Source organism: Pseudomonas sp. GW531-T4 (genome assembly GCF_017349615.1).
GTDB lineage: Bacteria > Pseudomonadota > Gammaproteobacteria > Pseudomonadales > Pseudomonadaceae > Aquipseudomonas > Aquipseudomonas chlororaphis_I.
In genome coordinates this window covers 86919-111434 of the sequence record NZ_JACMZT010000008.1, presented here as the reverse complement: position 1 = coordinate 111434, position 24516 = coordinate 86919, and the positions used below count along the sequence as shown (strand labels likewise).

General features: G+C 64.4%; 21 protein-coding genes. 9 read left to right on the top strand and 12 right to left on the bottom strand.

Going from position 1 to position 24516, the window contains the following annotated elements; genetic code table 11:
- Nucleotides 1-24 precede the first annotated feature (24 nt).
- Nucleotides 25-840, bottom strand: coding sequence for a tRNA cyclic N6-threonylcarbamoyladenosine(37) synthase TcdA (tcdA, locus tag J4D28_RS08680; RefSeq protein WP_162098622.1), 816 nt, complete (start codon nucleotides 838-840; stop codon nucleotides 25-27).
- 263 nt (nucleotides 841-1103) lie between these two features.
- Between tcdA and J4D28_RS08675 the strand changes: the two genes are divergently transcribed.
- The 4 genes from J4D28_RS08675 to J4D28_RS08660 all read left to right on the top strand — a co-directional run bounded on the left by J4D28_RS08675 (nucleotide 1104) and on the right by J4D28_RS08660 (nucleotide 6353).
- Nucleotides 1104-3698 (top strand): glycosyltransferase, encoded by a 2595-nt coding sequence (locus J4D28_RS08675; RefSeq protein WP_053268333.1) that lies wholly within the window; start codon nucleotides 1104-1106, stop codon nucleotides 3696-3698.
- A gap of 233 nt (nucleotides 3699-3931) precedes the next feature.
- A complete protein-coding gene (gene dapE, locus J4D28_RS08670; RefSeq protein WP_103330635.1) occupies nucleotides 3932-5083 on the top strand; it encodes a succinyl-diaminopimelate desuccinylase in 1152 nt (383 codons plus the stop codon).
- On the top strand, nucleotides 5083-5892 hold the full coding sequence (locus tag J4D28_RS08665; protein ID WP_038630709.1) for a putative RNA methyltransferase: 810 nt from the start codon (nucleotides 5083-5085) through the stop codon (nucleotides 5890-5892). Before dapE ends, J4D28_RS08665 begins: the two co-directional genes overlap by 1 nt.
- Nucleotides 5893-5975: 83 nt before the next feature.
- Complete coding sequence (locus tag J4D28_RS08660; RefSeq protein ID WP_007927921.1) at nucleotides 5976-6353, top strand: hypothetical protein; 378 nt, start codon at nucleotides 5976-5978, stop codon at nucleotides 6351-6353.
- A 94-nt stretch (nucleotides 6354-6447) separates the two neighbouring features.
- Here J4D28_RS08660 and J4D28_RS08655 read toward each other — a convergent pair whose 3' ends face one another.
- Nucleotides 6448-6657, bottom strand: coding sequence for a cold-shock protein (locus J4D28_RS08655; protein WP_007927922.1), 210 nt, complete (start codon nucleotides 6655-6657; stop codon nucleotides 6448-6450).
- 244 nt (nucleotides 6658-6901) lie between these two features.
- On the opposite strand from J4D28_RS08655, the gene plsB reads away from it, so the two are divergent.
- The 3 genes from plsB to J4D28_RS08640 are packed head-to-tail and all read left to right on the top strand — an operon-like array spanning nucleotide 6902 to nucleotide 10574.
- On the top strand, nucleotides 6902-9406 hold the full coding sequence (plsB, locus tag J4D28_RS08650) for a glycerol-3-phosphate 1-O-acyltransferase PlsB (RefSeq protein ID WP_038630708.1): 2505 nt from the start codon (nucleotides 6902-6904) through the stop codon (nucleotides 9404-9406).
- A gap of 52 nt (nucleotides 9407-9458) precedes the next feature.
- Nucleotides 9459-9857, top strand: a complete 399-nt coding sequence (locus tag J4D28_RS08645; protein ID WP_038630706.1) for a YbaY family lipoprotein — start codon at nucleotides 9459-9461, stop codon at nucleotides 9855-9857.
- A 27-nt stretch (nucleotides 9858-9884) separates the two neighbouring features.
- Nucleotides 9885-10574 (top strand): DUF4197 domain-containing protein, encoded by a 690-nt coding sequence (locus tag J4D28_RS08640; protein WP_009047196.1) that lies wholly within the window; start codon nucleotides 9885-9887, stop codon nucleotides 10572-10574.
- Between the two features lie 115 nt (nucleotides 10575-10689).
- Here the strand turns inward: J4D28_RS08640 and J4D28_RS08635 are convergent, their stop codons facing one another.
- Both J4D28_RS08635 and J4D28_RS08630 read right to left on the bottom strand, forming a co-directional pair.
- Nucleotides 10690-13755: an efflux RND transporter permease subunit gene (locus tag J4D28_RS08635; protein ID WP_038630704.1), complete on the bottom strand. Its 3066-nt coding sequence runs from the start codon at nucleotides 13753-13755 to the stop codon at nucleotides 10690-10692.
- Nucleotides 13756-13761: 6 nt separating this feature from the next.
- Entirely contained in the window at nucleotides 13762-14862 is a 1101-nt protein-coding gene (locus J4D28_RS08630; RefSeq protein ID WP_038630702.1) for an efflux RND transporter periplasmic adaptor subunit, read from the bottom strand.
- Between the two features lie 93 nt (nucleotides 14863-14955).
- Between J4D28_RS08630 and J4D28_RS08625 the strand changes: the two genes are divergently transcribed.
- The gene (locus J4D28_RS08625) at nucleotides 14956-15600 is read left to right on the top strand and encodes a TetR/AcrR family transcriptional regulator (protein WP_009047193.1); all 645 of its coding nucleotides are present in this window, start codon (nucleotides 14956-14958) and stop codon (nucleotides 15598-15600) included.
- Nucleotides 15601-15673: 73 nt separating this feature from the next.
- Here the strand turns inward: J4D28_RS08625 and J4D28_RS08620 are convergent, their stop codons facing one another.
- Nucleotides 15674-16456: a class I SAM-dependent methyltransferase gene (locus tag J4D28_RS08620; protein ID WP_103330489.1), complete on the bottom strand. Its 783-nt coding sequence runs from the start codon at nucleotides 16454-16456 to the stop codon at nucleotides 15674-15676.
- A gap of 94 nt (nucleotides 16457-16550) precedes the next feature.
- On the opposite strand from J4D28_RS08620, the gene J4D28_RS08615 reads away from it, so the two are divergent.
- Nucleotides 16551-17171, top strand: a complete 621-nt coding sequence (locus J4D28_RS08615; protein ID WP_028681751.1) for a hypothetical protein — start codon at nucleotides 16551-16553, stop codon at nucleotides 17169-17171.
- A gap of 14 nt (nucleotides 17172-17185) precedes the next feature.
- Here J4D28_RS08615 and J4D28_RS08610 read toward each other — a convergent pair whose 3' ends face one another.
- The 7 genes from J4D28_RS08610 to ppc all read right to left on the bottom strand — a co-directional run bounded on the left by J4D28_RS08610 (nucleotide 17186) and on the right by ppc (nucleotide 24449).
- The gene (locus tag J4D28_RS08610; RefSeq protein WP_041985761.1) at nucleotides 17186-17884 is read right to left on the bottom strand and encodes an extensin family protein; all 699 of its coding nucleotides are present in this window, start codon (nucleotides 17882-17884) and stop codon (nucleotides 17186-17188) included.
- Nucleotides 17885-17900: 16 nt separating this feature from the next.
- Nucleotides 17901-18728, bottom strand: a complete 828-nt coding sequence (locus tag J4D28_RS08605; RefSeq protein WP_016705291.1) for an oxaloacetate decarboxylase — start codon at nucleotides 18726-18728, stop codon at nucleotides 17901-17903.
- A 33-nt stretch (nucleotides 18729-18761) separates the two neighbouring features.
- On the bottom strand, nucleotides 18762-19622 hold the full coding sequence (locus J4D28_RS08600; RefSeq protein WP_016705290.1) for a DUF72 domain-containing protein: 861 nt from the start codon (nucleotides 19620-19622) through the stop codon (nucleotides 18762-18764).
- Nucleotides 19622-19924 carry a hypothetical protein gene (locus J4D28_RS30410; RefSeq protein WP_009047187.1) on the bottom strand — a complete coding sequence of 101 codons (303 nt, stop codon included), beginning with the start codon at nucleotides 19922-19924 and terminating at the stop codon, nucleotides 19622-19624. Before J4D28_RS30410 ends, J4D28_RS08600 begins: the two co-directional genes overlap by 1 nt.
- A gap of 184 nt (nucleotides 19925-20108) precedes the next feature.
- Nucleotides 20109-20783 (bottom strand): tRNA (adenosine(37)-N6)-threonylcarbamoyltransferase complex dimerization subunit type 1 TsaB, encoded by a 675-nt coding sequence (gene tsaB / locus J4D28_RS08590; RefSeq protein ID WP_016705289.1) that lies wholly within the window; start codon nucleotides 20781-20783, stop codon nucleotides 20109-20111.
- Nucleotides 20784-20881: 98 nt separating this feature from the next.
- Nucleotides 20882-21529, bottom strand: coding sequence for an adenylate kinase (adk, locus tag J4D28_RS08585; RefSeq protein ID WP_009047185.1), 648 nt, complete (start codon nucleotides 21527-21529; stop codon nucleotides 20882-20884).
- A gap of 289 nt (nucleotides 21530-21818) precedes the next feature.
- The gene (gene ppc, locus J4D28_RS08580) at nucleotides 21819-24449 is read right to left on the bottom strand and encodes a phosphoenolpyruvate carboxylase (protein ID WP_009047184.1); all 2631 of its coding nucleotides are present in this window, start codon (nucleotides 24447-24449) and stop codon (nucleotides 21819-21821) included.
- Nucleotides 24450-24516: the final 67 nt, after the last annotated feature.

Below are 24516 nucleotides of genomic sequence, written 5' to 3'. Positions count from 1 at the left end.
CGTCGACCGGCCGCTCCTACAGAGTCAAACGGCCGCGGGCTTGACCCGGTCCGCCGGGCGCCGCACGCCAGCCACCAGCTTGTCCACCGCCTTGGTCGCCGCGACCATGCCGAAGGTCGCGGTCACCATCATCACCGCGCCAAAACCGCCGGCGCAGTCGAGTTTCACGCCATCGCCGACAAAGCTCTTCTGCAGGCAGATGCTGCCGTCCGGTTTCGGGTAGCGCAGTTGCTCGGTGGAAAACACGCAAGGCACGCTGTAGTGACGGGTCACGGTGCGGGAAAAACCGTAGTCGCGACGCAGGGTCGAGCGCACTTTCGAGGCCAGCGGGTCGTTGAAGGTGCGGTTCAGGTCACAGACCTGGATCAGCGTCGGGTCGATCTGCCCGCCCGCGCCGCCGGTGGTGATGATCTGGATCTTGCGCCGCTTGCACCAGGCGATCAGCGCCGCCTTGGCGTTGACGCTGTCGATGCAGTCGATCACGCAGTCGATGTTCGGCGTGATGTATTCGGCCATGGTCTCGCGGGTGACGAAGTCCGCCACCGCATGCACGGTGCAAGCCGGATTGATCCCGCGCAGGCGCTCGGCCATGACCTCGACCTTGGCCTTGCCGACCGTGCTGTCGAGGGCGTGCAGCTGCCGATTGCTGTTGCTGACGCAGACGTCGTCCAGGTCGAACAGCGAGATCTCGCCCACGCCGCAACGGGCAATGGCTTCCGCCGCCCAGGAACCGACACCGCCGACCCCGACGATCGCCACATGGGCGGCGCGCAAGCGTTCCAACCCCTCGATGCCATACAAACGGGCGACGCCAGCAAACCGCGGATCTTCTGTACTCATGACCATTACCCCAAAAACCGGCGCGCATTATAGGGCCGATGTCCGCCAAGAGCATCTTTGCCCTATGAATGGCAGTCAGGGCTGCTTTAATGAGGGAACAATCTGAAAATTTCGTCGCCGAGAACTTAAATCGAGTTGGATTGCCCAACCTGCGGCCTTCTCCTGTGCGCTGTACGCTCAGCCGAAGGCCAGTGTAGGATGCGCGCCGCTTGGCGCATGCCGACCGTTCCCCCGTTCCACACCCTTTGGAACCCGAAATAGCTATGTCATCGCGTAAATTTGGACTCAACCTGGTGGTGGTTCTGGCAATCGCCGCCCTGTTCACCGGCTTCTGGGCACTGGTCAACCGCCCGGTCTCCGCCCCCAATTGGCCTGCACAAATCTCCGGCTTTTCCTACTCGCCTTTCCAGCTGGGCCAGTTCCCGCAGAAAGACCAGTTTCCGACCGACGATGAAATGCGTCGCGACCTGGAGATCATGAGCAAGCTGACCGACAACATTCGCACCTACTCGGTCGACGGCACGCTGGAGAACATCCCCAAGCTGGCGGAAGAGTTCGGCCTGCGCGTGACCCTGGGGATCTGGATCAGCCCGGACCTGGAACGCAACGAGCGTGAAATCACCCGCGCCATCGACATCGCCAACAACTCGCGCAGTGTGGTGCGCGTGGTGGTCGGTAACGAAGCGATCTTCCGCAAGGAAATCACCGCCGACCAGTTGAGCGTCCTGCTCGATCGCGTGCGCGCTGCCGTCAAGGTACCGGTCACCACCTCCGAGCAGTGGCACGTCTGGGAAGAACACCCGGAACTGGCCCAGCACGTCGACCTGATCGCCGCCCACGTCCTGCCCTACTGGGAATTCATCCCGATGGACAAGGCCGGGCAGTTCGTCCTCGACCGCGCCCGTGACCTGAAAAAGATGTTCCCGAAAAAACCGCTGCTGCTGTCCGAGGTGGGCTGGCCGAGCAACGGCCGCATGCGTGGCGGCGCCGACGCCAGCCCGGCGGATCAGGCGATCTACCTGCGTAACCTGGTCAACAAGCTCAACCGCCAGGGCTACAACTACTTCGTGATCGAAGCCTTCGACCAGCCGTGGAAGGCCAGCGACGAAGGTTCGGTGGGCGCCTACTGGGGCGTGTTCAACGCCGCGCGCCAGCAGAAGTTCAACTTCGAAGGCCCGGTGGTGGCGATCCCGCAGTGGCGCGTGCTGGCCATCGGCTCGGTGGTCCTGGCGCTGCTGTCCCTGACCCTGCTGATGATCGACGGCTCGGCCCTGCGCCAGCGCGGCCGGACCTTCCTGACCTTCATCGCCTTCCTCTGCGGTTCGGTGCTGGTGTGGATCGGCTACGACTACAGCCAGCAATACAGCACCTGGTTCAGCCTGACGGTGGGCTTCCTGCTCGCCCTGGGTGCGCTCGGGGTGTTCATCGTGTTGCTCACCGAGGCCCATGAACTGGCCGAGGCGGTCTGGGTGCACAAGCGCCGGCGCGAGTTCCTGCCGGTCGAAGGCGACTCCAGTTACCGGCCGAAAGTCTCGATCCATGTGCCGTGCTACAACGAGCCGCCGGAGATGGTCAAACAGACCCTCAATGCCCTGGCCAACCTCGACTATCCGGACTTCGAAGTCCTGATCATCGACAACAACACCAAGGACCCGGCGGTCTGGGAGCCGGTGCAGGCCTATTGCGAGACCCTCGGCCCGCGCTTCAAGTTCTTCCACGTCGCGCCCCTGGCCGGCTTCAAGGGCGGCGCGCTGAACTACCTGATCCCGCACACCGCCAAGGACGCCGAAGTGATCGCGGTGATCGACTCGGACTACTGCGTCGACCGTAACTGGCTCAAGCACATGGTGCCGCACTTCGCCGACCCGAAAATCGCCGTGGTGCAATCGCCACAGGACTACCGCGACCAGAACGAAAGCACCTTCAAGAAGCTCTGCTACGCGGAATACAAGGGCTTTTTCCATATCGGCATGGTTACCCGCAACGACCGTGACGCGATCATCCAGCACGGCACCATGACCATGACCCGCCGTTCGGTCCTGGAAGAACTGGGCTGGGCCGACTGGTGCATCTGCGAAGACGCCGAGCTGGGCCTGCGGGTGTTCGAAAAAGGCCTGTCGGCGGCGTACTACCACGAAAGCTACGGCAAGGGCCTGATGCCGGATACCTTCATCGACTTCAAGAAACAGCGTTTCCGCTGGGCCTATGGGGCGATCCAGATCATCAAGCGCCACACTGCCAGCCTGCTGCGCGGCAAGGACACCGAGCTGACCCGTGGCCAGCGCTATCACTTCCTCGCGGGCTGGCTGCCGTGGGTGGCGGACGGCATGAACATCTTCTTCACCCTCGGCGCCCTGTTGTGGTCGGCGGCGATGATCATCGTGCCGCAGCGCGTCGACCCGCCGTTGCTGATCTTCGCGATCCCGCCCCTGGCGCTGTTCGTGTTCAAGGTCGGCAAGATCATCTTCCTCTACCGCCGGGCGGTCGGGGTCAACCTCAAGGATGCGTTCTGCGCGGCCGTGGCGGGCCTGGCGTTGTCCCACACCATTGCCAAGGCGGTGCTGTACGGCTTCTTCACCAGCAGCATTCCGTTCTTCCGCACACCGAAGAATGCCGACAACCACGGTTTCTGGGTGGCGATCTCGGAAGCCCGGGAAGAGCTGTTCATCATGCTGCTGTTGTGGGGCGCGGCGCTGGGTATCTACCTGGTGCAGGGCGGCCTGCCGAGCAACGACATGCGCTTCTGGGTGACCATGCTGCTGGTGCAGTCGCTGCCGTATGTGGCGGCGCTGGTCATGGCCTTCCTGTCGTCGCTGCCAAAACCCGTTGCCGAAAGCGCGCCGGTGGCGGCGGCATAAATCGCGGCAAAGCACTAAACGGCGGCCTCTGGCCGCCGTTTTGCTTTAAGATATCCGCCATTTTGCGCGCCTTGCCCGCCGCCGCCTCTGTAGGAGCGAGCTTGCTCGCGATGGATATCAAGAATAACGCGCAGCCCCTGATGCACTGCGCCGCTCTTGCGTCCATCGCGAGCAAGCTCGCTCCTACGGAGAAAGAGCAGCGCCTGACCTTGCCCCTGCTTCGGAGTTTCCCCATGACGGCCCACGCCGACCTTTCGCCGACCCTGCAACTCGCCTGTGACCTGATCCGCCGCCCGTCGGTGACGCCGGTCGACGCCGACTGCCAGAAGCTGATGATGCAGCGCCTGGGCGATGCCGGCTTCAAGCTGGAGCCGATGCGCATCGAGGATGTGGATAACTTCTGGGCCACCCACGGCAAGCACGAAGGCCCGGTGCTGTGTTTCGCCGGCCACACCGACGTGGTGCCCACCGGCCCGGTCCAGGCCTGGCAGAACGACCCGTTCGACGCGTTGATCGACGAGCACGGCATGCTCTGCGGGCGCGGCGCGGCGGACATGAAAGGCAGCCTGGCGGCGATGCTGGTGGCGACCGAGCGTTTCGTCGCCGACTACCCGGACCACAAAGGCTCGGTGGCGTTCCTGATCACCAGCGACGAAGAAGGCCCGGCGCACCACGGCACCAAGGCCGTGGTCGAGCGCCTGGCGGCGCGCAAGGAGCGCCTGGACTGGTGCATCGTCGGCGAGCCGTCGAGCACCAGCCTGGTCGGTGACGTGGTCAAGAACGGCCGTCGCGGCTCCCTCGGCGCCAAGCTCACGGTGCGCGGCGTGCAGGGCCACGTGGCCTACCCGCACCTGGCCAAGAACCCGATCCACCTGGCCGCCCCGGCCCTGGCCGAACTGGCTGCGGAGCATTGGGACGACGGCAATGCCTTCTTCCCGCCGACCAGCTTCCAGATTTCCAACCTGAATTCCGGCACCGGCGCGACCAACGTGATCCCCGGCGAGCTGGTGGCAGTGTTCAACTTCCGCTTCTCCACCGAATCCACGGTTGAAGGCCTGCAACAGCGCGTGACCACCATCCTCGACAAGCACGGCCTGGACTGGCATGTGGAGTGGGCGTTGTCGGGCCTGCCGTTCCTCACCGAGCCGGGCGCCCTGCTCGACGCGGTGTCGGCCAGCATCAAGGACGTCACCGGCCGCGAGACCCAGGCTTCCACCAGCGGCGGCACCTCCGACGGGCGCTTCATCGCCACCCTCGGCACCCAGGTGGTCGAGCTGGGCCCGGTCAACGCCACCATCCACCAAGTCAACGAGCGGGTGCTGGCCAGCGATCTCGACGTGCTGACCGAAATCTACTACCAGACCCTGATCAAGTTGCTCGCCTGATGCTTGCCTGCCCTATCTGCGCGGCGCCCCTGAGCGCCGTCGACAACGGTGTCGTGTGCCCGGCCGGGCACCGCTTCGACCGCGCCCGCCAGGGTTACCTGAACCTGCTGCCGGTGCAGCACAAGAACAGTCGCGACCCGGGCGACAACCAGGCCATGGTCGAAGCCCGCCGCGACTTTCTCAATGCCGGTCATTACGCCCCGGTGGCCAGGCGCCTGGCCGAACTGGCCGCCGAGCGCGCCCCGCAGCACTGGGTCGATATCGGTTGCGGCGAGGGTTACTACACCGCACAGATCGCCCAAGCGCTGCCCCAGGCGGACGGTTATGCCCTGGACATCTCCCGGGAAGCGGTCAAGCGCGCCTGTCGCCGTGCCCCGCAGCTGACCTGGTTGATCGCCAGCATGGCCCGGGTGCCCCTGGCCGATGCCAGCTGCCAGTTCCTCGCCAGTGTCTTCAGCCCGCTGGACTGGCAGGAAGCCAAGCGCCTGCTCAGCCCTGGCGGCGGCCTGATGAAGGTCGGGCCGACCAGCGGTCACCTGATGGAATTGCGCGAGCGCCTGTACGACGAGGTCCGCGAATACACCGACGACAAACACCTGGCGCTGGTGCCCGCGGGCATGGCGCTGCAACACAGTGAAACCCTGGACTTCAAGCTGACGTTGAGCAATCCGCAGGATCGCGCCAACCTGCTGGCCATGACGCCCCACGGCTGGCGCGCCAGTGCCGAACGCCGAGCCAGCGTGATCGAGCAGGCCGAGCCCTTCGAGGTCAGCGTGTCGATGCGCTACGATTACTTCGTTCTGCAATAACCCATCAATCCACGGCCTCGAGCAGCGACTCGAGGCCGAATAAATCCGCGAATGGATTTTTCAGACCCGCAGTGAGGACATCCATGCGCCAACCGGATATCGAGATTTACCTGAAAGACGCCGACGTCGACCACAAGGCTATCGCCGCCTGGCTCGGCGCGGCCCTGGGCCCGTGCAGCGACTGGGTGCAGAAAGGCCAGACCTACAAATGCAAGGCCGGCAGCGTGCCGGTGACCTGGCTGCCGAAAGCCGTGGGCAAGTGGAACAGCCTGTACCTGGAAAGCGACCAGACGCCGTGGGACGACGACATCGCCTGTGCCCGCGCCGCCTTCGCCGCGCTGAACGTCGAAGTGCGCTGCGCACCGGGCAGTTGGGTCGAGGAAGAAGGTGAAGAATCGGCCGACCGCTGGATTCGCATCAGTGCCGACGGGGAAGAAGAGATTACCTGGCGTACCGCCTGATTCCGATTACTGTAGGAGCGAGGCTTGCCCGCGATAGCGTTTTACCTGACACAACGCTATCGCAAGCAAGCTTCGCTCCTACAAGGCACAACGCTTACAAGCCCACTACATCCTCAGCCTGCAACCCCTTCTGCCCCTCTACCACGGCGTATTCAACCTGCTGCCCTTCGGTCAGCGAGCGGTGGCCTTCACCACGAATAGCACGGTAGTGGACAAATACATCGGCACCACCTTCACGCTGAATGAAGCCGTAGCCCTTGGCGTCGTTGAACCACTTCACGCTGCCGGTCTCGCGAGTTGCCATCAATCCATCCTCCGTCTTTTTATTATCAGTCGGCTTACTGAAACGAAGCCGTGAGAACTTTCGCCTGGACCTGGGTTTCTATTGATGGGGCCCACATGCCCAGGCGTCAGTCGGGCGAGTATATGACAGGCACAAAAACTCTCAACTCAATCTTGTTTGCCGCTTTTTTGCCGATTTTCGGTGAATCCGGCACACTAGCCGCCCCGAGCAACTGCTCGGTTTTTTCCACTAAAGCAGAAGCCGTATGACCCGCTCCCCGTTCCGCCGTCTTGTGTTTGGCACCTTGCGCCGACTGTTGTACCTCTGGGTTCGCTCAGAGACGATCAACCAGTCGTCCTTCACCCTCAACCTCGACCGCAGTCGTCCGGTGTTCTACGTCCTGCAAAACCCTTCGCTCACCGACCTCGCCGTGGTCGATACCGAGTGCACCAAGGCCGGGTTGCCGCGCCCGGTGCTGCCGGTCTCGGTGGGCAACCTGCTGGAACCCGCCGCATTCTTCTACCTGACCCCGGCCCCGGACTGGCTCGGCCGCCAGGACAAGCGCGGCGCGCCACCGACCCTGACCCGCCTGGTCAGCGCCCTGAGCCAGAATGCCGCCGAAGACGCGCAGATCATTCCGGTCAGCGTGTTCTGGGGCCAGTCGCCAGACAGCGAATCGAGCCCGTGGAAACTGTTGTTCGCCGACAGCTGGGCGGTCACCGGGCGCCTGCGCCGGCTGCTGAGCATCATGATTTTGGGCCGCAAGACCCGGGTGCAATTCTCCGCGCCGATCCACCTGCGCGAGCTGATCGAGCACAACAAGGGCCACGAGCGCACCGTGCGCATGGCCCAGCGCATCCTGCGGGTGCATTTTCGCAACCTGAAGGCCGCGGTGATCGGCCCGGACATTTCCCACCGCCGCAACCTGGTCAAGGGCCTGCTGAACCAGCCACTGGTCCGGCAGGCGATCCTCGAGGAAGCCGAACGGGAAAAGATCTCCCCGGAAAAAGCCAAGGCCGTGGCCCTGCGTTATGGCAACGAGATCGCCTCGGACTATACCTTCACCGCGATCCGCTTCCTCGAAGTGGTGCTGAGCTGGTTCTGGAACAAGATCTACGACGGGATCAAGGTCAACCACATCGAAAGCGTGCAGAAAGTCGCCCCCGGTCACGAAGTGATCTATGTGCCCTGCCACCGCAGCCATATCGACTACCTGCTGCTGTCCTACCTGCTGTTCCGCAACGGCCTGACCCCGCCGCACATCGCCGCCGGGATCAACCTGAACATGCCGGTGATCGGCAGCCTGCTGCGCAGGGGTGGCGCCTTCTTCATGCGCCGCACCTTCAAGGGCAACCCGCTCTACACCTCAGTGTTCAACGAATACCTGCACACCCTGTTCACCAAGGGTTTCCCGGTGGAGTACTTCGTCGAGGGCGGGCGCTCGCGCACCGGGCGCATGCTGCAACCGAAAACCGGGATGCTGGCCATCACCCTGCGCAGCTTCCTGCGCTCCTCACGCATGCCGATCGTCTTCGTGCCGGTGTACATCGGCTACGAGCGCGTGCTGGAAGGCCGCACCTACCTGGGCGAACTGCGCGGCGCGAGCAAGAAGAAAGAGTCGATCTTCGACATCTTCAAGGTCATCGGCGCCCTCAAGCAGCGCTTCGGCCAGGTGGCGGTGAACTTCGGCGAGCCGATCAAGCTGGCCGAGTTTCTCGATCAGGAACAGCCGGGCTGGCGCGCCCAGGAGCTGGGCCCGCAGTTCAAGCCGGCCTGGCTCAACGAAACCACCAACCGCCTGGGTGAAAAAGTCGCCCAGCACCTGAACGAAGCGGCGGCGATCAACCCGGTCAACCTGGTGGCACTGGCGTTGCTCTCCACCAGCCGCCTGGCCCTCGACGACCGTGCCATGGCCCGGGTCCTGGACCTGTACCTGGCGCTGCTGCGCAAAGTCCCCTACTCGCCCCACACCACCCTGCCGGAAGGCGACGGCCGGGCCTTGATCGAACATGTGAAGGACATGGACCTGCTGTCCGAGCAGAGCGATGCCCTGGGCAAGATCCTCTACCTGGACGAGCAGAACGCCGTCCTGATGACCTACTACCGCAACAACGTGCTGCACATCTTCGCCCTGCCGGCGTTGCTCGCGAGCTTCTTCCAGAGTTCGTCGCGCATGAGCCGCGAACAGATCCTGCGCTACACCCGCGCGCTGTATCCCTACCTGCAGTCGGAGCTGTTCATCCGCTGGTCCCTGGACGAGCTGGACGGGGTGATCGACCAGTGGCTGGAAGCCTTCGTCGAGCAAGGCCTGCTGCGCTTCGAGAAGGACCTGTACCTGCGTCCGGCGCCGAGTTCACGGCACTTCGTGCTGCTGACCCTGCTGTCCAAGAGCATCGCCCAGACCCTGCAGCGCTTCTACATGGCCATCTCGCTGCTGCTCAACAGCGGCCAGCGCAGCATCAGCGCCGAAGAACTGGAAGACCTGTGCACGGTCATGGCCCAGCGCCTGTCGATCCTGCATGGCCTGAATGCCCCGGAGTTCTTCGACAAGAGCCTGTTCCGCCACTTCATCCAGACCTTGCTGGAGCAGGACGTGCTACGCCGCGACGAAGCCGGCAAGCTGAGCTACCACGAACTGCTCGGCGAACTGGCCGAAGGCGCGGCCAAGCGCGTGCTGCCGGCGGAGATTCGCCTGTCGATCCGCCAGGTGGCCCTGCACCGCAGCGAAGATGCCGCCGAGCAGGTCGCCGCCCCGCAACAAAGCGACTAGATTCTTATCGGCGCCAGGCGGTTTCTGGCGCCTCCCGATACGGAGATCCATCATGAAAAAGCTCACCCTGCTCGCCCTTACCACCCTGCTCGGGGCCTGTAACAGCATGCAACCTGCCAGCAACGCCAGCCTCGACGGCGAAGTCTTCTACCTGCAACGCATCGCCCTGCCGCCAGCCGCCACCCTCAGCGTCAGCCTGCAGGACGTGTCGCTGGCCGACGCCCCCGCGGTGGTGCTGGCCGAACAGAAAGGCCCGGTCAAAGGCCAGGTGCCGCTGCCCTTCCACCTCAGCTACGACCCGGCCCAGGTCAAACCCGGGCACCGTTATTCGGTCAGCGCGCGGATCGAGCTGGCCGGCAAACTGCTGTTCGTCACCACCGAGCACAACGGGGTGAAACTCGACGGCAGCGACCCGCAACCGCTGAAAATCCGCGTCGACGCGGTTCGTTAATCCCTTTTCTTGAACAAGGAAGCTGCCATGCTCCGTTCTTCCCTTCGCTTCACCAGCCTGTGCGCCGGCCTGTTGATCTCCGCCAGTGCCCTGGCGCTGTCCCTCGGCGACCTGTCGCAGCAAGATGCCACCGGCGGCCTCAAGGACGCCCTGACCCAGGGAGCCCAGGTCGCGGTCAAACAGCTGGGCACCGCCGGCGGTTTCAGCAATAACCCGGACGTGCGCATCGAGTTGCCGGGCAACCTCGGCAAAGTGGCGAAGAAAATGAAGCAGTTCGGCATGGGCGCCCAGGTCGAAGAACTCGAGAGCAGCATGAACAAGGCCGCCGAGGCCGCTGTGCCGCAGGCCCAGGCGCTGCTGGTGGATGCGGTGAAGAAGATGAGCGTGGAGGACGCCAAGGGCATTCTCAGCGGCGGCAAGGATTCCGCCACCCAGTACCTGAGCAAGACCAGCCGCGAGCAGATCCGCGTGAAGTTCCTGCCGATCGTCAAGCAGGCCACCGACCAGGTGGGCCTGGCCAAGCAGTACAACGCCTTCGCCGGCCAGGCCGCCACCCTCGGCGTGCTGGATGCGAAGAACGCGAATATCGAAGGCTACGTGACCGAACAGGCGCTCAACGGCCTGTTCGAGATGATCGGCAAGCAGGAAGCGACCATTCGCGAGAACCCGGCGGCAGCGGCCACCAGCCTGGCGAAGAAGGTGTTTGGTACCCTGTAACCCCTACCTGTAGGAGCGGCCGGTCGACGCTCGATTGCCCGCGATGGCCTCACCGCGGTGTGTCTGGCACACCGTGGCGTCTAGATCGCGGGCAAGCCTCGCTCCTACAGGCGAATCAGGTTTTCTTGACCCTGAACCACGCCGCATACAGCGCCGGCAAGAACAGCAGGGTCAGCGCCGTCGCCACAATCAGCCCACCCATGATCGCCACCGCCATCGGCCCGAAGAACACGCTGCGTGACAGCGGGATCATCGCCAGCACCGCCGCCAGCGCGGTCAGCACGATCGGCCGGAAGCGCCTTACCGTCGCTTCGATGATTGCCTGCCACGGCTTGAGCCCGGCGGCGATGTCCTGCTCGATCTGATCCACCAGGATCACCGAGTTGCGCATGATCATCCCCGACAGAGCGATGGTCCCGAGCATGGCCACGAAGCCGAACGGCTGGCGGAACACCATCAGGAACAGGGTCACGCCGATCAGCCCCAGCGGCGCGGTGAGGAACACCATCGCCGTGCGCGAGAAGCTGCGCAGTTGCAGCATCAGCAGGGTCAGCACCACCACGATGAACAGCGGCACGCCGGCCTTCACCGAGTTCTGCCCGCGGGCCGAGTCTTCCACGGTGCCGCCGACGTCCAGCAGGTAACCGTCCGGCAATTCGGCGCGGATCGGCTCGAGGGTCGGCAGGATCTGCTGCACCAGGGTCGCCGGTTGTTCCTTGCCATAGATGTCGGCACGCACGGTGACGTTCGGCAGGCGGTTGCGGTGCCAGATGATGCCTTCCTCGAAGCCGTACTCCAGGGTCGCGACCTGCGACAGCGCCACACTCTTGCCGTTGTCGGTGGGCACCGCCAGGCTCGACAGCAGCGACAGCTCGGTACGTTCATGCAAGGTCCCGCGCAGCAGGATCTCGATCAACTCGTTGTCTTCGCGGTACTGGCTGACGCTGGAGCCGGTGAGCGAGCTTTGCAGGAACTTCGCCAGGTTGGCCGTGCTCACGCCCAGGGCCCGCGCACGGTCCTGATCGATATTGAGGTAGACCACCTTGCTCGGTTCTTCCCAGTCCAGGTGCACGTTGGTCACATGGGGGTTCTCGCGCACCTTGGCTGCCACCTTGCGCGCCAGGACCCGCACTTCTTCGATGTGCTCGCCGGTGACGCGGAACTGCACCGGGTAACCCACGGGCGGGCCGTTCTCCAGGCGGGTGACCCGCGAACGCAGGGTCGGGAACTGTTCGTCGAGGGTTTCGATCAGCCAGCTGCGCAGGCTTTCCCGCTCCTCAATGGTCTTGGCCAGCACCACGAACTGGGCAAAACTCGCCGCCGGCAGTTGCTGGTCCAGGGGCAGGTAGAAACGCGGCGAACCGGTGCCGACGTAAGCCACGTAGTTATCGATGCCGGCGTGCTCCTTGAGCATCGCCTCCAGGCGCTTGACCTGATCGGCGGTGTTGCTCAGGGACGCGCCCTCGGCCAGCTTCAGGTCGACCATCAGCTCCAGCCGCCCGGAAGCCGGGAAGAACTGCTGCGGCACGAAGCGGAACAGCATCACCGAGGCAATGAACAGCAGCACGGTCAGGGCGATCACGGTCTTGCGCCGGCGCACGCACCATTCCACCATCCGCCGCACCCGCTGATAGAACGGCGTGCCGTACGGATCGGGCTGGCCGTCACCGTTGCCGTGCTTGGCCGCATGCAGCTTGGCCAGGTCCGGCAGCAACTTCTCGCCCAGATAGGGCACGAACACCACCGCGGCGATCCACGAAGCCAGCAGGGCGATGGTCACCACCTGGAAGATCGAACGGGTGTATTCGCCGGTGCCCGACTGCGCCGTGGCAATCGGCAGGAAACCCGCGGCGGTGATCAGGGTACCGGTGAGCATCGGGAACGCGGTGCTGGTCCAGGCGTAGCTGGCGGCCTTGAGCCGGTCGTAGCCCTGCTCCATCTTGATCGCCATCATCTCCACCGCGATGATCGCGTCGTCCACCAGCAGGCCAAGGGCCAATACCAGCGCGCCGAGGGAGATCTTGTGCAGGCCGATCCCCAGGTAATACATGGTGGCGAAGGTCATCGCCAGCACCAGCGGAATCGCCAGGGCCACCACCATGCCGGTGCGCACGCCCAGGGAAAAGAAGCTCACCAGCAGCACGATCGCCAGGGCTTCCACCAGCACCTGGACGAACTCGCCGACACCGGTCTTCACCGCGGCCGGCTGGTCGGAGACCTTGCGCAGCTCCATGCCGGCGGGGAGGTTTTTCTGGATCCGGGCGAACTCCAGTTCCAGCGCCTTGCCCAGCACCAGGATGTCGCCGCCGTCCTTCATCGCCACCGCCAGGCCGATCGCGTCCTGGCCCATGAAGCGCATGCGCGGCGCCGGCGGATCATTGAAGCCGCGGCGCACGTCCGCCACATCGCCGATCCGGAAGGTGCGGTCGGCCACCCGGATCGGGAAATTGCTGATCTGCTCGACGCTCTGGAAATTACCGGACACACGCAATTGCAGGCGCTCGCTGCTGGTCTCGAAGAAACCGGCGGTGGACACCGCGTTCTGCTCCTCCAGGGCCTGCTGCACCGCTGCCAGCGGTAGACCGAGGGTCGCCAGCTTGACGTTCGACAGTTCGATCCAGACTTTCTCGTCCTGCAGGCCCAGCAGCTCGACCTTGCCCACGTCCTTGACCCGCTGCAGCTGGATCTGGATGCGGTCGGCGTAATCCTTGAGCACCGCGTAGTCGAAACCGTCGCCGGTCAGCGCATAGATATTGCCGAAGGTGGTGCCGAACTCGTCGTTGAAGAACGGGCCCTGGATACCCGGCGGCAAGGTATGGCGGATATCGCTGATCTTCTTGCGCACCTGATACCAGAGCTCGGGGATCTGGTTCGAGTGCATCGAGTCGCGCGCCATGAAGGTCACCTGGGACTCGCCCGGGCGGGAAAACGAGACGATGCGCTCGTACTCGCCGGTTTCCATCAGCTTCTTTTCAATACGCTCGGTGACCTGCCGGGAAACCTCCTGGGCCGTGGCGCCCGGCCAGTTGGTGCGGATCACCATGGCCTTGAAGGTGAAGGGTGGGTCTTCGCTCTGGCCCAGCTTGGTGTAGGACAACGCCCCGACAATGGCCAGCAACAGCATCAGGAACAGCACGATCTGGCGGTTGCGCAACGCCCATTCGGAAAGATTGAAACCCATCGGGGATTACTCCTTGGCCGCCAGATTGACCACGCGGTTGGAGCGATCCACCGGGCGCACCTGCTGCCCCTCATGGAGCACATGCACGCCAGCCGCCACTACCCAGTCACTGACCCCAAGGCCCTCGAGCACCGGCACGCTCTTCTCACCGAAGGCACCGAGACGCACCGGGGTCTTTTTCAGGGTGTTGTTGGCGTCGACCCGCCAGACATAGGCGGCGCCGTTTTCCGCGGTCACCGCCGACAGCGGCACCGACAACGGCACACTGGCCGCGGCCTGGATGAACACCCGGGCGCTCTGCCCCAGTTCGGCCGGAACCTTGCCGGCGGTAAAGGCGATGCGGGCGGCGAAGGTACGGGAGCGTGGGTCGGCGGCCGGCGACAGCTCGCGGATCTGCCCGGCGAAACGCTGGTCGGGCTGGCTCCACAGTTCCACCGACACTGGCTGGCCGATGTGGAAGCGGCCAAAACCCTGCTCCGGCAGGCTGATCAGCACTTCCCGCTCGCCGTCGGTGGCGAGGGTAAAGACGGTCTGGCCGGCGGCAACCACCTGGCCGACCTCCACCGTACGCCGGGCCACGACGCCATCCTGGGGCGCGCGCAGCACGGCGTAGCCGGCCTGGTTGCTGGCCACGTCGAACTCGGCCTTGATCTGCTTGAGCCGGGCCAGGCCCGAGCGATACAGGTTCTCGGCGTTGTCGTACTGGGAACGGCTGACCAGTTGCCGATCCATCAGGGTCTTGTAACGGTCGCGCTCGGAACGCACCAGGTTCAGGTTGGCTTCGGCCGCTGCCACCTGGGCCCGGGTGGCTTCCAGTTGCAGCCGCACGTCCTGCGGATCGAGCTCGGCCAATGGCTGGTCGGCTTTCACCCGCTGCCCCTCATCGACCAGTCGTCGGCTGACCTTGCCCCCAATCCGGAACGCCAGGTCCGGTTCGTAACGCGCGCGGACCTCGCCAGGGTAGCTGTCCATGGCCTGTGCCGCGGGCTCTGGCTGCACCACCATGGCTGGGCGAACGGTGGTTTGCGCCGCTTCTTCATGTCCGCACGCGGACAGCAGAACGGCCAGGCTGACGGGCAACGCGAGGGGTAAGGCATAGCGGAACATGGTGAGGGACCTTTCGCTAAGGGTGCTTCGAATAATTATACTGGCGGGTATGTTATTAATAGCAAACTCACCAGTCCAGTATTAAAGCGAAGAATGTCCGACAATCTTTCCACCTCAAACGGCCCCGGCCGCCCCAAGGATCTGGCAAAACGCCAGGCCATCCTCGAAGCCGCGAAAACGCTGTTCCTTAGCAATGGCTACGCCAGCACCAGCATGGACGCGGTGGCTGCCGAAGCCGGTGTTTCCAAGCTGACGGTGTACAGCCATTTCAACGACAAGGAGACGCTCTTCTCCGCCGCGGTAATGGCCAAGTGCGAGGAGCAGCTGCCGACGCTGATCTTCGAGCTGCCTGCCGGCATGCCGATCGAAAGCGTGTTGCTGAACATCGCCCGGGGCTTTCACCTGCTGATCAACAGCGAAGAATCCTTGAACCTGCATCGCCTGATGCTGGCCCTGGGCAGCCAGGACCCGAAGCTCTCGCAGATCTTCTTCGAGGCCGGCCCCCTGCGCATGCTGCAAGGCATGGAGCGGCTGTTGGCCCGGATCGACCAGAGCGGTGCCCTGAGCATCGACAAACCGCGTAATGCCGCCGAGCATTTCTTCTGCCTGCTCAAGGGCACGGCGAACTTTCGCCTGCTCTACGGCTGCGGCGAGCCGCTGAGCGATGAAGACGCCGAGGAGCATGTGCGGGAAGTGGTGGGGTTGTTCATGCGCGCGTATCGGCCGGAGTCGGCCTGAGGGTGGGTGGCGACGCAGCGAGCGGGGCGCCCGGTCCCTGCTCGCTATAAAGGCCCGAAAGCCCCGATGAAGATCAGGCCTTGAGCGCCTTCTTCGGATAGATATCGTAACGGCTGGATTTGCCGTCCAGCGCATGGCTCGGCTTGGGGCCGGCGATGCACGGCGCCTTGCGCGGGCGCTTGACCACCACCCGGTGGCTGGCCAGGGCCAGGGCGGCCTCCAGCAGCGCCGGGGCATCCGGATCGTCTCCGACCAGGGGGCGGAACAGGCGCATTTCCTTTTTCACCAGCGCGGTCTTTTCCCGATGCGGGAACATCGGGTCCAGGTAGATCACCTGGGGCGGCTCGCCCTCCCAGTTGCGCATCACCTCGATCGAGTTGCCTTTGAGCAAGTGCATGCGCGCCACGATCGGCGCCACCTCGAAATCCTCTCCCGCCCGGGACAGGCCGTCTTCCAATAAGGCGCCGATCAATGGCTGGCGCTCGATCAGGCTCATCTCGCAGCCCAGGCTGGCCAGGACGAACGCATCCTTGCCCAGCCCCGCCGTGGCATCCAGGATCCGCGGACGCACGCCCTGGGCGATCCCCACCGCCTTGGCGATCATCTGCCCGCTACCGCCACCGTACAGCCGCCGATGCGCCGCGCCGCCTTCGACAAAGTCCACGCGCACCGGCCCTGGCGCGTCGGCGCCGAGCTGCTGCAGTTGCAAGCCCTGCTCGCCGACCTGCAGGGCGAACTCCGCCTCGTCGATCTGCAATGGCAGCCCCAGTCGCTCGGCCCAGTGCGCCGCCTGCGGCTGGAATGCCTCGGCCAAGGCCTCGACTTTGATGCGGCAGGCCGCTGGTTGCTCACTCATCTGAAAACACGCTCAAAAAATTAATGATCGGCAAAAACTGCCGATAAAAGAACTATCCGGCATTTTGCCAGAGCTGAGCGTCGACCCGAGAGAAATGTCAGACATTCGAAGCCTATCCATTGGCGTCATATCGCCCCACGGCGATTACGGCCTCAAAAATTCCCAGGCACTGAGCGGCGTCAGCCATCTGTGGCAGGATTTTTTTGCCCAGGCGCTGGCCGAGCAACGCGGCGATGGCACGAAGGTCACTGACGACAATTCTCTGGTGGCGGTGGACGGCCCGACCGAACCCCATGGCGGCAGCGACCTGCTGACGCAAATCGTTACCCAGCGCCATTGCGACGTCCAGGACACCGAGATCCGCCCGCCGGAGCCGCTGTTCCTGCCGATCGCCGAGTTCGAAATGGACCTGCTGGACAAACCCTTTCCGCCCTTCCCGCCTGAAGAAGTCGTCGCCCAGCAACGCCAGCAAGACTTCGAAAGCGGCTGGGTACGCCCCATTGTCCTCAATGCCGGCCAGCCCCTGCCCGAGCCGAGCCCGGCGCCGCAACCACGGCCGTTGCACCTGCCGATCGCCGAATTCGAAATGGACCTGCTGGACAAACCCTTTCCGCCCTTCCCGCCGGAAGAGCTTATCGAGCAGCAGAAACAGTTCGATTTCGATACCGGCTGGGCGCGTCCGCTGATCCTGCAGAACCTGCGGATCGCCGCCTAAACCTCAAGCCGGTTTCATCGACAGATCCACCAGGGCCCCACATCCAGATGGAAGTGGTTGCGATGGGCGGCGTTGTAATCCGGACTCAGCACCACTTGGAACGCATCGCAGGCCCCGTCGCGGGCCAGGCGCAGAAAACGCGCGTCCGCCCCCTCCCCCGGCCAGTCCTTGAGCACGCTGATATGGCGACCGTCGGCCAGGCGAAAACCCGAGATATCCAGGGCATCCGCCGTCGCATGCTGGCTGCGGAAACCGTTTTCGCGGCTGTACATGTTGCGGCAGGCAAAGCTGCCCAGATGCTCGATGCGGCTTATTCTCTGCCCGTAAACGGCCTGGGCCGCGGGTTGCAAAGCATGGTACTGGTACAGGGCAAAGGCCACGGCCAGCGGGCAACTGGCGAGGAAGCTGCTGCTCAGGGCGATATCCCCGCCCTGCACGCGCAGGACATTGCGCAGTGGGCAGTCGGCGTCCGGGCGGCTGTCCTGCTGCCGGGCCACCCGCAAGCCGGAGTCGCGCAATACCTGATCGCACAACTGCGGGTCAGCGCGCAGGCGCATCAGTTTGAAGCGGGTCAACAGATTGGGCGGCTCCCTGACCTGCAAGGGCGCCCAGGGATTCCAGGCCGCGGACAGTGGCAGCCAGCCACGCCAGACACTCACCAGCCCGGCCGCGACCAGCAACGAAAACAGCAACAACAGCCTGCCCGCTCGCACACTGGCTCCCGGCCGCTCAGCCCTTGAACAAGCCGTTGATCTGCGCGAACGGCAAGGCCTGGTCGGCAAAGTGGAAGCTGCCGTGGTCGCGAATTTCCTGCGCCGCCTGATAGAAGGCGCCATAGGCGGCCCGCGCCAGGGCCGAACCGACGCTGATCCGCTTCACCCCCAGCTCGCTCAGTTGCGCCACGGTCAATTTCAGACCGCCCGACATCAGCACGTTGACCGGCTTCGGCGCCACCGCCCGGACCACCGCGATGATTTCCTCGGCCGAGCGCAGCCCGGGCGCATACAACACATCGGCGCCGGCCTCGGCATAGGCTTGCAGGCGGCGAATAGTGTCCGGCAGATCCTGCCGGCCATGCAGCAGGTTCTCCGCCCGCGCGGTAAGCACAAAGGGAAAAGGCAATTGCCGCACCGCGGCGACCGAGGCCTCGATACGTTCGACCGCCAGCTTGAAGTCGTAGATCGGAGCATCGGCCCGGCCCGTGGCGTCTTCGATGGAGCCGCCCACCGCTCCGCAGGCGGCCGCTTGGCGCAGGGTCCGGGCACAGCCTTCGGGACTGTCGGAAAAACCGTTTTCCAGGTCCACCGCCACCGGCAGATCGCTGGCCCCGACTATGGCGCGAACGTTGCCCAGGGTGTCCTCCAGGGACAAGGCGCCTTCAGCGTCGGGGCGGCCCAAGGAGAACGCGAAACCGGCGCTGGTGGTCGCCAGGGCTTCGAAGCCGAGGCTGACCAGCATCTTGGCGGAGCCTGCATCCCAGGGGTTGGGAATCACGAAGGCCCGATCACGCTCATGCAGGGCCTTGAAGGTTTGGGCTCGAAGGGTTTGCGCATCCATTGGCGGACTCCTGGGCAGGGAAGTGATCCCGCCTCAGAGCAAGCCGAGTTGCTCCGCGGCGGGCTCTCTGTATAGCTCAGGCAAGGCCGGCAATCCAGGCAGGCGCTGCATCAGGCGCGCATGGAAACGCCGCGCCAGCTCGGCGGCCAGGCGATTATCGGCGGTGTGCAGGAAGATGTAGGGGGTTCGCCCTTCCTCGATCCAGCCGGCGACCTTGTCGATCCAGGGCACCAGGAACGGATCGTTGGCCTCGAGCTGTGGATGGCCGATAAAGCGCACCTGGGGAAACTGGGTGAAGGCGGCCGGGCGCGGCGGCACCTTGGGTTTCTTCGATTGCGCATGGAGCACCGACGGCTCGCTGGAAGTGCAACTGAACAAGGCGCGCGGGTCGAGGCAGATGCGCTCCACGCCGCGATCCAGCAGCAGGCGATTGAGCATGCGCTCGGCATCGCCCTTGGCGAAGAAGTCCCGATGCCGGACTTCCACCGCCAACGGCCGCTCCAGGCCGTCGATAAAGCCCGACAGCTCGGCCAGGCGTTGTGGCGTGAAGCTCGCGGGCAGTTGCAGCCACAACGGCGAAACCCGTTCGCCCAGCGGGCTGAGCAATTGCAGGAAGCTCTCGGCCGCGCCCAGTTGCTCGCGCAGGTCGCCGCCATGGCTGATGTCGCCGGGAAACTTGGCGGTGAAGCGGAAATGTTCCGGCATGGTCTGCGCCCAGCGCTGCACCGTGGCCTCGGCGGGGCGCGCGTAGAAGGTGGTGTTGCCTTCCACGGCATTGAAGACCTGGCAATACAGGCTGAGAAAATCCGTCGGCCGCGCGCTTTCCGGGTACAGGTACTCACGCCAGGCGTTTTCGCTCCAGGAAGGACAACCGAGGTAATAAGGCAACAACATCAGATGTGCAGGTCGAGACCCACCACTTCCATATCCCAATCGACGAAACCGGCGGTGGTCAGGTAGCTGGCCAGGGCGTTGGCGACGCTTCTTTTCATGGCGCGCTGGAAGATCATGTCCTGTGGACGGGCGGGAAGATTGCTGGTGCGCCCGGCAGAAGCCTGGGAGCGCGCCTGGGCAGGAGTCTCGGGTTGGACTTCAACGGCATCTGCGTCCTCGAGGGAGTCGTCCAGCAGCACACTGCCTTTGCGAGGCTTGCGCTTGATGGGGTAGGACTGAGAGGAAATGCCGTCTATGCGCATAAATACATGCCCGATATCAATGATGGCAATTTAGCGGCACCTAGCCGACTACGCAAATGCCCGAGTGATAACTAGAACACAGAAAATGCAAAAGGTTTAAAAGCCGCCGGAAACTGCCGCGAAAACCTGACGATTGGCACGCTCATCGCCCGGACTCATGCTGGCAGACGGCCCTGGAGCGCGGTCAGCGCGCCTTGGGCGTCGCCACCTTGTCCCGCAGGTACACCGGTTGCGCCTCGTCCGCCGGGATCGCCTCGCCGCGTTCCCAGGCAAAGCGCGCCAGGGTCAGCAAATCTTCGGCATGGGGCAGCATACCCGCATCCTGGCCGCTGAGTTCGACGCCGATACGCTCGGCATAGCCCCAGCCGGTGCCCGCGCCGAACCAGGCGCCGCTGGCGTCCGCCGGCAATGCGGCGGCTTCCGGCGGCAACACCGCTTCGGCCCCGGCCAGGCGCATCTCGCCAGCCACTTCGCGGTAGCAGCCCCAGTAGACCTCATCCATCCGCGCATCGATGGCAGCGGCCACCTGGGTCGCACCGTGTTCGCGCAAGGCCCGCTGCGCCAGCACCGCCAGGTTCGACACCGGCAGCACCGGGCGCTCGAGGGCGAAGGCCAGGCCCTGCACCACGCCAATGGCGATCCGCACCCCGGTAAAGGCCCCCGGCCCACGACCGAAGGCAATGGCATCGACGGCCTGCAGGCTGATGCCGGCATCGGCCAGCAGCGTCTGGATCATCGGCAGCAGCTTCTGCGCATGCAGGCGCGGGATCACCTCGTAATGGCTCGTCACCTTGCCGTCGTGCAGCAAGGCAACCGAGCAGGCTTCAGTCGCGGTGTCCAGGGCCAGCAAGGTGCTCATCGATGTTTCCATAAGGCAGAGGGAGTTGAAAAAAGTGACGCATTATAAACAGCAACGGCCCGCAAGCGGGCCGTTGAAGATGAAGCCGGTACGACTGGTCAGCTCAGTGCTTCGAGCACCTTGCTGGTGATCGACTCGACCGAACCGACGCCCGCGATGTGGCTGTATTTCGGCTTGCCCTGATTGGCGGCCAGGCCTTGGTAGAACTCCACCAGCGGCTTGGTCTGGGAGTGGTAGACCGACAGACGATGACGCACGGTTTCTTCGGTGTCGTCTTTACGCTGGACCAGGTCTTCACCGGTGATGTCGTCTTTACCGGCGATTTTCGGCGGATTGTAGACAGTGTGGTAAACGCGGCCCGAGGCTTCGTGTACACGGCGACCGGCGATACGCTGGACGATCTCTTCGTCGTCGACGGCGATTTCGACCACGTTATCCAGCTCGACGCCGGCCTTGACCAGCGCTTCGGCCTGAGGAATGGTGCGCGGGAAGCCGTCGAACAGGAAACCCTTGGCGCAATCGGCCTGGCTGATGCGTTCCTTGACCAGGTTGATGATCAGGTCATCGGAGACCAGGCCACCGGCGTCCATCACACTCTTGGCTTTCAGGCCCAGCTCGGTGCCGGCCTTGACCGCTGCGCGCAGCATGTCGCCGGTGGAGATTTGCGGAATGCCGAATTTTTCGGTGATGAACTTTGCCTGAGTACCTTTACCGGCCCCGGGAGCTCCCAGCAGAATTACGCGCATCGATGTGCTCCTCAATTTTTTATTTAGAAACGCTCGGATTCGCCTCGTGGGGCCAATCTCGGAAATGGGATAGTGGCCGCCCAAACGGCCAAAGGCTGATCAAGATACACAGCCGACACAGCGCACACAAGCAGCCGAAAGTCGGAGCAACCCGCCGACTTTATGCCCTGGCGACAGGGTGTTGCTGGTCGCAACCCCATAACAAAGTGTCGCCTGGCGACGGTCGCCAGCCCTTTCGGGCCAGCGCTCGAAGTACCGCGCCAAGCCACTGAAAACCCCGGCAATTACCTTAGCCGGTATTGCGCAAACCGGCGGCAATCCCCGCCACAGACACCAGCAGCGCCTGTTCCACCGGGCTGTCCTGCGCGCCGTCCTGGCGCCGCGAACGGGCCAGCAGTTCGGCCTGCAATAGATGCAGCGGGTCCAGGTAGGTATTGCGCAGGCGAATGAACTCCAGGGTGTCAGGGCTATGTGCCAGTAACTGCGACTGGCCGGTCAGCCCCAAGACCACCGAACACGCCTGCGACAATAAGTCGCGTAAATGCGCACCCAATGGCAGCAGCGCCGGTTCGACCAATCGCTCGTCGTAGGAACGGGCGATATCCGCGTCGGCCTTGGCCAGCACCATCTCCAGCATGTCGATGCGCGTGCGGAAAAATGGCCACTGTTCGCGCATCTGCCCCAGCAACTCACCCTCCCCGCGCTCCAGGGCCTTGCTCAAGGCGGTTTCCCAGCCCAGCCAGGCCGGCAGCATCAGGCGCGTCTGGGTCCAGCCGAAAATCCACGGAATGGCCCGCAAGCTTTCGATGCCGCCGGCGCGGCGCTTGGCCGGCCGGCTGCCCAATGGCAGGCGCCCCAGTTCCTGCTCCGGCGTGGACTGGCGAAAATACTCGACGAACTGCGGGTTCTCCCGCACCACCGCGCGATAGGCCTTCACCCCATCGTCGGCCAACTCGTCCATCAGGTCGCGCCAGGCTGGCTGCGGCAACGGCGGTGGCAACAAGGTCGCTTCCAGTACCGCCGCCAGGTAGAGATTGAGGTTCTGCTCGGCGATGTCCGGCAGGCCGAATTTGAAACGAATCATTTCCCCTTGCTCGGTGGTGCGGAAGCGCCCCGCCACCGATCCCGGCGGCTGCGACAGGATCGCCGCGTGGGCCGGGCCGCCGCCACGCCCCACGGTGCCACCGCGACCGTGGAACAGCAGCAACTCGACCTGCTGCTCGCGGCAGATATCCACCAGCTTTTCCTGGGCCCGGTACTGCGCCCAGGCAGCAGCCGTGGTGCCAGCATCCTTGGCCGAGTCGGAATAACCAATCATCACTTCCTGCGGGCCCTGCAAGCGCGAGCGATAGCCCGGCAAAAGCAGCAACTGCTCGATCACCGGGCCGGCGTTGTCCAGGTCGGCCAGGGTTTCGAACAGCGGCACCACGCGCATCGGCCGCAGCACACCGGCTTCCTTGAGCAGCAGTTGCACGGCGAGCACATCGGAAGCGGCGCCGGCCATGGAGATGACATAGGAACCCAGCGAAGCCGCCGGGGCCGCGGCGACTTCCCGGCAGGTCGCCAGCACTTCGGCGGTATCGGCCGATGGCTTGAAGTAACCGGGCAGCAGCGGACGGCGGCTGCCCAGTTCGCGCATCAGGAAATCGATGCGCTCTTTCTCGCTCCAGTCGCCGTAGCGGCCCAGCCCCAGGTAATCGGTGATCTCGGTCATGGCCGCGGTGTGCCGCGAGGAATCCTGACGCACGTCCAGGCGCACCAGGAACAGGCCGAAGGTCACCGCGCGGCGCAGGCAGTCGAGCAACGGTCCATCAGCGATCACGCCCATGCCGCATTCGTGCAGGGACTCGTAGCAGAGCTCCAGCGGGTCCAGCAGCTCGCGGTTGTTCTGCAAGACCTGGGCTGTCGCCGGCACGCTACCGCTCAACGAGGCCTGGGCCCAGTTGCGGGTGGCCCGCAGGCGCTCGCGCAACTGCTTGAGCACCGCGCGATAGGGTTCGGCGCTGTCGCCGGCCAGGGTCCGCAACGCTGCGTTGGCCTGCTGCATGGACAGGTCGGCAGCCAGTTGATCGACATCGCGCAGGTACAGGTCGGCGGCCATCCAGCGCGCCAGCAACAGCACCTCGCGGGTCACCGCCGCGGTGACATTGGGGTTGCCGTCACGGTCGCCGCCCATCCACGAAGCGAAGCGGATCGGCGCCGCCTCCAGCGGCAAGTGCATGCCGGTGGCCGCATGCAGGGCCTGGTCGGCCTTGCGCAAATAGTTGGGGATGGCCTGCCACAGCGAATGTTCGATCACCGCGAAGCCCCACTTGGCTTCGTCCACCGGGGTCGGCCGGGTACGGCGGATTTCTTCGGTGTGCCAGGCTTCGGCGATCAGGCGCTGCAAGCGGGTCTGGATCTGCGCGCGTTCGGCCGAGGTCAGGTCGCGATGGTCCTGGGCGGCCAGTTGCGCGGCGATGGCATCGTATTTCTGGATCAGCGTGCGGCGCGCGACTTCGGTGGGGTGGGCGGTCAGCACCAGTTCGATTTCCAGCCGCCCCAATTGCCGGGCCAGCGCCTCGGCGCCATGGCCTTCGGCCCGCAGGCGCGCCAGCAGTTCCGGCAGCACCCGCGACTCGAACGGCGCCGGCTGCGACTCCTCGCGCCGGTGAATCAACTGGTACTGCTCGGCAATGTTGGCCAGGTTGAGGAACTGGTTGAACGCCCGCGCCACCGGCAGCAATTCGTCCTCGCTGAGCTGGTTGAGGCTGGCGCTGAGTTCGGCATCCAGCGAACCGCGCCGGTCGGCCTTGGCGCCCTTGCGAATCTGTTCGATCTTGTCGAGGAAACCCTCGCCATACTGTTCACGAATGGTGTTGCCCAACAGCTCACCCAGCAGGTGAACATCTTCGCGCAAGCGCGCATCAATATCGGTCATCTACCTGTTCTCCAGCGGACTCGGGGCTCCTGCTAAGCCCCAAGAGTGCCGCCAGCACATGGCTATT

What these genes read in the sequence shown, in the direction of transcription:
- J4D28_RS08660 (WP_007927921.1), top strand. Translation starts at nt 5,976, where the DNA reads ATGCGCCAACCGGATATCGAGATTTACCTGAAAGACGCCGACGTCGAC.
- J4D28_RS08600 (WP_016705290.1), bottom strand. Translation starts at nt 19,622, where the DNA reads ATGTTGTTGCCTTATTACCTCGGTTGTCCTTCCTGGAGCGAAAACGCC.
- J4D28_RS08615 (WP_028681751.1), top strand. Translation starts at nt 16,551, where the DNA reads ATGTCAGACATTCGAAGCCTATCCATTGGCGTCATATCGCCCCACGGC.
- ppc (WP_009047184.1), bottom strand. Translation starts at nt 24,449, where the DNA reads ATGACCGATATTGATGCGCGCTTGCGCGAAGATGTTCACCTGCTGGGT.
- J4D28_RS08655 (WP_007927922.1), bottom strand. Translation starts at nt 6,657, where the DNA reads ATGGCAACTCGCGAGACCGGCAGCGTGAAGTGGTTCAACGACGCCAAG.
- J4D28_RS08640 (WP_009047196.1), top strand. Translation starts at nt 9,885, where the DNA reads ATGCTCCGTTCTTCCCTTCGCTTCACCAGCCTGTGCGCCGGCCTGTTG.
- J4D28_RS08665 (WP_038630709.1), top strand. Translation starts at nt 5,083, where the DNA reads ATGCTTGCCTGCCCTATCTGCGCGGCGCCCCTGAGCGCCGTCGACAAC.
- tcdA (WP_162098622.1), bottom strand. Translation starts at nt 840, where the DNA reads ATGAGTACAGAAGATCCGCGGTTTGCTGGCGTCGCCCGTTTGTATGGC.
- tsaB (WP_016705289.1), bottom strand. Translation starts at nt 20,783, where the DNA reads ATGAGCACCTTGCTGGCCCTGGACACCGCGACTGAAGCCTGCTCGGTT.
- J4D28_RS08635 (WP_038630704.1), bottom strand. Translation starts at nt 13,755, where the DNA reads ATGGGTTTCAATCTTTCCGAATGGGCGTTGCGCAACCGCCAGATCGTG.
- dapE (WP_103330635.1), top strand. Translation starts at nt 3,932, where the DNA reads ATGACGGCCCACGCCGACCTTTCGCCGACCCTGCAACTCGCCTGTGAC.
- J4D28_RS08605 (WP_016705291.1), bottom strand. Translation starts at nt 18,728, where the DNA reads ATGGATGCGCAAACCCTTCGAGCCCAAACCTTCAAGGCCCTGCATGAG.
- plsB (WP_038630708.1), top strand. Translation starts at nt 6,902, where the DNA reads ATGACCCGCTCCCCGTTCCGCCGTCTTGTGTTTGGCACCTTGCGCCGA.
- J4D28_RS08630 (WP_038630702.1), bottom strand. Translation starts at nt 14,862, where the DNA reads ATGTTCCGCTATGCCTTACCCCTCGCGTTGCCCGTCAGCCTGGCCGTT.
- J4D28_RS08620 (WP_103330489.1), bottom strand. Translation starts at nt 16,456, where the DNA reads ATGAGTGAGCAACCAGCGGCCTGCCGCATCAAAGTCGAGGCCTTGGCC.
- J4D28_RS08675 (WP_053268333.1), top strand. Translation starts at nt 1,104, where the DNA reads ATGTCATCGCGTAAATTTGGACTCAACCTGGTGGTGGTTCTGGCAATC.
- J4D28_RS30410 (WP_009047187.1), bottom strand. Translation starts at nt 19,924, where the DNA reads ATGCGCATAGACGGCATTTCCTCTCAGTCCTACCCCATCAAGCGCAAG.
- J4D28_RS08625 (WP_009047193.1), top strand. Translation starts at nt 14,956, where the DNA reads ATGTCCGACAATCTTTCCACCTCAAACGGCCCCGGCCGCCCCAAGGAT.
- adk (WP_009047185.1), bottom strand. Translation starts at nt 21,529, where the DNA reads ATGCGCGTAATTCTGCTGGGAGCTCCCGGGGCCGGTAAAGGTACTCAG.
- J4D28_RS08645 (WP_038630706.1), top strand. Translation starts at nt 9,459, where the DNA reads ATGAAAAAGCTCACCCTGCTCGCCCTTACCACCCTGCTCGGGGCCTGT.